Raw genomic sequence first — 5,242 nt, forward strand, 5'->3', positions numbered from 1 at the left:
CATTTCCTTTTCCGCTCATGCTCAATTGCATGCCTTCGCTCACCCCGGCCGGAATGTTGATGCTGATCGTTTCTTCTCCGCGGACAATACCTTCGCCGTGGCAAACATTACATTTTGAAGTGATGGTAGAACCTTCACCATTGCAGGTAGGGCAGGTGCTGGTGGTTTGCATCTGGCCCAAAATGGTATTGGTTACACGGCGTACCGCACCGGAGCCGCCACAGGTTTTACAAGTTTGAAACGAAGCTTTGTCCTTTGCGCCCGTACCGTCGCAGGTATCGCAAAGCACTTGTTTGTTTACTTTTACTTTTTTTTCAACACCGTTGGCAATTTCTTCCAGCGTTAGTTTTACCTTGATCCTTAAATTGGTTCCGCGGGCTGCTTTGCGGCCGCCGCTTTGCCTTCCTCCGCCAAAAAAGCTGTCAAACGGGCTTCCGCCGCCACCGAAAATATCGCCGAACTGGCTAAAAATATCTTCCATGTTCATGTTGCCACCGCCATAACCGCCACCACTGGCCGATTGTGCATTGGCAGCATGGCCAAACTGATCGTAACGCTGGCGTTTATCAGGTTTGCTTAAAACTTCATAAGCTTCGGCGGCTTCTTTAAAATTCTCTTCGGCTTGCTTGTCTCCGGGGTTTTTATCGGGATGATATTTGATGGCCATCTTGCGGTAAGCCTTTTTAATCTCCTCTACTTCTGCACCTTTAGAAACGCCCAGTATATCGTAATAATCTCTTTTTGCCATTTTTTTGTCTATTTGCTGTCAGCAATCAGCTTTCAGCTATCAGTTATGAACCATTAACCATAACCAATTATCTATCAACCTCTTTCTACGCCCCTACCACTACTTTTGCAAAACGGATTACTTTGTCGTTCAGCATGTAGCCTTCTTCAAGCACGTCCACAATTTTGCCTTTTAATGATTCATCCGAAGCAGGAATATTAGTAACTGCTTCGTGGATATCTGCATCAAACGGCTGTCCTTTAGACGCCATTTCTTTCAATCCTTTTTGTGCCAGCAAATTTTTAAACTTGTTTTGCACCAAACTGATGCCTTCTTTTACGGCAGAAACGTCTTTTGCGTTTTCAATTGCGCGGGATGCGCGTTCAAAATCGTCTAAAACAGGTAACAAAGATACAATTACCTCTTTGCCAGCCGTTTGCAGCAATTCTACGCGTTCTTTTGAAGTGCGGCGTTTGTAGTTATCAAACTCGGCGTACAAGCGTAAAAATTTATCATTTGCCAAAGCCAGCTCTTCTTTCAGTTTATCTTCTGCAAGAAATTCCGGTTCTATATTTTCAGGTTGGCCGCTTTCAGTTTCTTTTTTTTGATTCTGGCGTGCATCATTTACTTGCTGAAATTCATCAAAAATCTCGTCCATATTAATTGGTTTTTCTTCCGAAGCGTTGTCTTCATTTTTCATCTTCTTCAGTATATCATTAAAATTCATAATATAGTTTTTCCCTCAACAAGTTTCCTGCCATCCGTTAAAAACCGTCAGGCTGTCAGGCATTTGTAATTGCAGGTTTTAATCTGTCTGTTGCTAAAACAAAGGCTGGCAGCAAAATTGGCAGCATACTGTTTTTACCGGGATAAAAACAGTATGTCGTTTTTTTCCTGAAATAATTTTTCGGGATTAGTACGGAATATATTTTATTAAGATGCGGCTAAACCAATTGTACATCATCTAAAATTTTCCCGTTCTCGCATTTTATAATGCGTGATGGAAAGGTGCGGATAATATGATAATCGTGTGTGGCAACCAAAACGGCCGTCCCGTTTTGGCTGATTTGTTTCAGCAACAATACAATTTCTTCAGAAGTGTCCGGGTCGAGGTTTCCGGTCGGTTCATCGGCCAAAATCACTTCCGGTTCGTTTAGCAAAGCACGCGCAATCACCACGCGCTGCTGCTCGCCGCCAGAAAGTTCGTGCGGCATTTTACGGAGTTTAGAACGCAAACCAACTTTTTCCAGCACATCTTTTGTTCTTTCGGCAATTTTGGTTTTGTCTTTCCAACCAGTCGCTTTCAACACAAACTCTAAATTTTTTTCAACGGTTCGGTCGGATAATAATTGGAAATCCTGAAAAACGATGCCCAGTTTCCGGCGCAAAAACGGAACGTCTTTGTTGGCCAAAGTTTTCAAATCGAAACCTCCCGAATGTCCTTCGCCGTTGGTCAAATGTAAATCGCCGTACAAAACTTTTAGCAAACTGCTTTTGCCCGAACCAGTTTGGCCAATCAGCCAAACAAAATCGCCTTTGTTGATTTCCAAATTTACATCAGAAAGCACCAAATGTTTCTGCTGAAAAATATCTGTATTTTGAAGTCGGATAACGGTGTTCCCAATCATTTTTAAAGTTCCAGTTTGAGGATTTGACCAAATGGCAGGTCTTTTACAATGTTCATTATCTGTTCGGCTTTGTCGGCCAGCCCCAATTTATCCAGCGATTTGTCTGGCCTGTCTACCCGAAAATAAGCCAGCAGTGTAAACTGCTCGTCGCGCAGTTGCACGTAATCCGGTATTTTGGCCACTCCTTTTACTTTAATAATGTACATCGTTTGCCAAAGTTAAAATTTATGCCATAGTTTTTCGGCCTGTTTTTTGAATTTCTGCGGATGCTTCTTTTACCATATAAAAATTCAAATAGTTTGCAAAAAAGCCATCGTGTTTACGCCATCGGCATAATCCCAAAGTTTAGGCTGCTGACTTTCGCCAAAACTTACGATCGGTACTTCAATATTTAACTTCATGCCGCTTACCACGCATTGAATTGCATCTTTTTTTACGTTGATTTTTTCTGCTGCGTCCTCCAAATTTTTGTAAAAATCATAGAAAAGAACAGCAAGCGGCGAAGCAATATTTTCATCCTGCTTCAGCAATAAAAAACCATTATCCAAATGTTTGGCTTGGTTAACCAAGTAAACCGATTTGTTGTAATCGTAATTGTTGTTGTATTTATGGTGATTGATGATCGGTTGAAAAGACTCAATCGCCCGAAACAGAATGCCGAAATCGTAATCTGCCGGCACTAAAATTTTGGAAACGCTTCGGCAGCCCAATCCAAAATAATCAAAAATATCGTGGCCTAATTTGTGCAAATCTTCTTCCGTTTCAAAACCTGAAAGCAAAGCCATGCTGTTTCGGTTTTTGCGGACGATGTTGGGCACTTTGCTAAAATAATATTCAAAATAGCGCGACGTATTGTTGCTTCCTGTCGCCATAACGGCATCAAAATTGGCCAACCGTTCGGTAAATTCGTATCGGTTTGCAAACTCCGGTTCTAACGCAACCAAACGTTTTAAAATGTACGTAATTATTCTTGAATCACTTGCAGAAGCTTTAATTAGGGCAAAATGACCGGAAACCAGCACGCAAAGCACATCATGAAAACCAACCACCGGGATGTTTCCGGCCAAAACCAATCCCACTTTTTTGCCGGTAAAAACAGTACCGGCATCTTCGGGCAGCCATTTTTCTAAGTCTTTGCGGTTTAGCATTTTGCCGATCGCCTGTACGGCCTGCAACACATTTTCTGGCACAAACCAAGCGTTGTACTGGCGTTCGCGCTCTATGATTTCTAAAAGTTCTTCGGATGGTTCTAACAGTTCTTCGCCCAGTTTAAACAGCGTTTCCGTTAAATTTATTTTAATCAATTCTGACATATTATTAGCAAAGCTTTAAAACTTGAAAATGCAAAATTTGTTATCTTTGCGGAACGTTGCTGCAAAGCAAATGTATCATTTAGCTTTTTAAGGATAGGGTTATGGCGATTAAAATTACTGACGAATGTATAAACTGTGGCGCTTGCGAACCGGAGTGTCCAAACAATGCCATTTATGATGCTGGTGCTGCCTGGAAATTTTCGGAAGGAACCAATTTAAAAGGGATTATTGATTTTGGCGATGGCTCTACGCTAAACGCGGAAGAACCAAACGCAGCAATTTCTGACGAAGTTTATTACATCGTTTCTGATAAATGCACCGAATGTGTAGGTTTCCACGATGAACCGCAATGTGCGGCCGTTTGTCCGGTTGATTGCTGTGTGGACGATGAAGATGTGCGCGAAACCAAAGAAGAGCTGCTGGCCAAAAAATCATGGTTGCACATGGAAGAATAAATTTATTGTTGGTTGAAATTTGAAAGGGAATGCAATATTTGTGTTCCCTTTTTTTATATAAAGAAATTTTTATTTCTTATGAAACCATATAAAGAACTACAAGATTATCTTCAAAATAAGTTTAGTGGTTTAAAACTAACTCAACCCTTGTTTTTTAATGAAGTTCCAGGGTTGAGGTTCAATTTACAAGATGAACAATTTGAATTATCTGGTGGAGTTGATTACTTAATTGAAGTAAATAAAAGAGTAAACAAAATCTTTAAGACAATAACCGATGATGAAGACAATCTAATATTGTATTACAACTGCTTTACATGGAAAAGGAGAAAAATAAGAAAAGGGAATTTTTTGTTCAAGCAGTTAATAAACCCTGAACTTGTATATCAATTTAGAAGAAGTAAAGATGTCGAAGATAAGTATTGGATTAGCGATCATTCATGCCAGTTAATCATAATGGATAAAGCTCGAAATATCAATTTCAAAAATATCTTTATGTCTATATCCAACAACGACTTTTATATTAAACCAAGATTGGATGGAGAACTATATATTATTAATAAAACAAAAAACTCAATTTTTTTAATGTATGATGATCGAGGTTGTGATTTGATTTCTTACAATATTGATTTGTTAAAGAATTATTATGTAGAACTTACTACATTAATATTAGAACCTAATCGTGCAGGAATTAAAGAACGTTTAGAGATAATGAATGATTAAGAATAATAATACAAATATAAAAAAATGCAATACGGTTTAATCAATCTGGCCATTGTTCCGCTTCGCGATGCGCCAATGCACAAAGCGCAGCAAGTTTCGCAACTGCTTTTTGGCGAAGGTTTTGAAGTGCTGGAAAGGCAGGGCGAATGGCTGCAAATCCAAACAGAAAACGATGAATACATTGGTTGGATACAAGCGATACAAGCCATTTTGTTGGATGCCGAAACTTACAATCAAAACCAGCAAAATACTTTTCGATTGACTGCCGAGCCAATTACCGTTGTCCGTAAAATTGCAGATGGTTCAATGCTTTATTTGCCTGCTGGAAGCCGGATTGCAGGTGTTGAACAAAATCAGTTTTCAATCGGTAACACAACTTTTGAATTGCTTCACCAATTT

At 39.7% G+C, this 5,242-nt stretch carries 8 protein-coding genes; 3 read left to right on the forward strand and 5 right to left on the reverse strand.

Going from position 1 to position 5,242, the window contains the following annotated elements; genetic code table 11:
* From Q0192_RS05470 to Q0192_RS05490, 5 genes are all read right to left on the reverse strand, one after another.
* Positions 1-748, reverse strand: a 748-nt coding sequence (locus Q0192_RS05470; protein ID WP_299287281.1) for a DnaJ domain-containing protein, incomplete at its 3' end; no start/stop codon positions are given.
* 85 nt (positions 749-833) lie between these two features.
* The gene (locus Q0192_RS05475; RefSeq protein WP_299287283.1) at positions 834-1,454 is read right to left on the reverse strand and encodes a nucleotide exchange factor GrpE; all 621 of its coding nucleotides are present in this window, start codon (positions 1,452-1,454) and stop codon (positions 834-836) included.
* A gap of 217 nt (positions 1,455-1,671) precedes the next feature.
* Positions 1,672-2,355 carry an ATP-binding cassette domain-containing protein gene (locus Q0192_RS05480; RefSeq protein ID WP_299287286.1) on the reverse strand — a complete coding sequence of 228 codons (684 nt, stop codon included), beginning with the start codon at positions 2,353-2,355 and terminating at the stop codon, positions 1,672-1,674.
* A 2-nt stretch (positions 2,356-2,357) separates the two neighbouring features.
* Complete coding sequence (locus Q0192_RS05485) at positions 2,358-2,561, reverse strand: fructose-6-phosphate aldolase (RefSeq protein WP_299287290.1); 204 nt, start codon at positions 2,559-2,561, stop codon at positions 2,358-2,360.
* A gap of 84 nt (positions 2,562-2,645) precedes the next feature.
* Positions 2,646-3,668 carry an acyl-CoA reductase gene (locus tag Q0192_RS05490; protein ID WP_299287293.1) on the reverse strand — a complete coding sequence of 341 codons (1,023 nt, stop codon included), beginning with the start codon at positions 3,666-3,668 and terminating at the stop codon, positions 2,646-2,648.
* A 101-nt stretch (positions 3,669-3,769) separates the two neighbouring features.
* On the opposite strand from Q0192_RS05490, the gene Q0192_RS05495 reads away from it, so the two are divergent.
* The 3 genes from Q0192_RS05495 to Q0192_RS05505 all read left to right on the forward strand — a co-directional run.
* Positions 3,770-4,123, forward strand: a complete 354-nt coding sequence (locus Q0192_RS05495; protein WP_299287296.1) for a 4Fe-4S dicluster domain-containing protein — start codon at positions 3,770-3,772, stop codon at positions 4,121-4,123.
* A gap of 78 nt (positions 4,124-4,201) precedes the next feature.
* A complete protein-coding gene (locus Q0192_RS05500) occupies positions 4,202-4,843 on the forward strand; it encodes a DUF3885 domain-containing protein (RefSeq protein WP_299287299.1) in 642 nt (213 codons plus the stop codon).
* 24 nt (positions 4,844-4,867) lie between these two features.
* Positions 4,868-5,242 (forward strand): SH3 domain-containing protein (locus tag Q0192_RS05505; protein ID WP_299287302.1); only part of this gene is annotated, 375 nt, incomplete at its 3' end.

It is taken from the genome of uncultured Mucilaginibacter sp. (assembly GCF_937859865.1).
Classification (GTDB): Bacteria; Bacteroidota; Bacteroidia; order Sphingobacteriales; family Sphingobacteriaceae; genus Mucilaginibacter_A.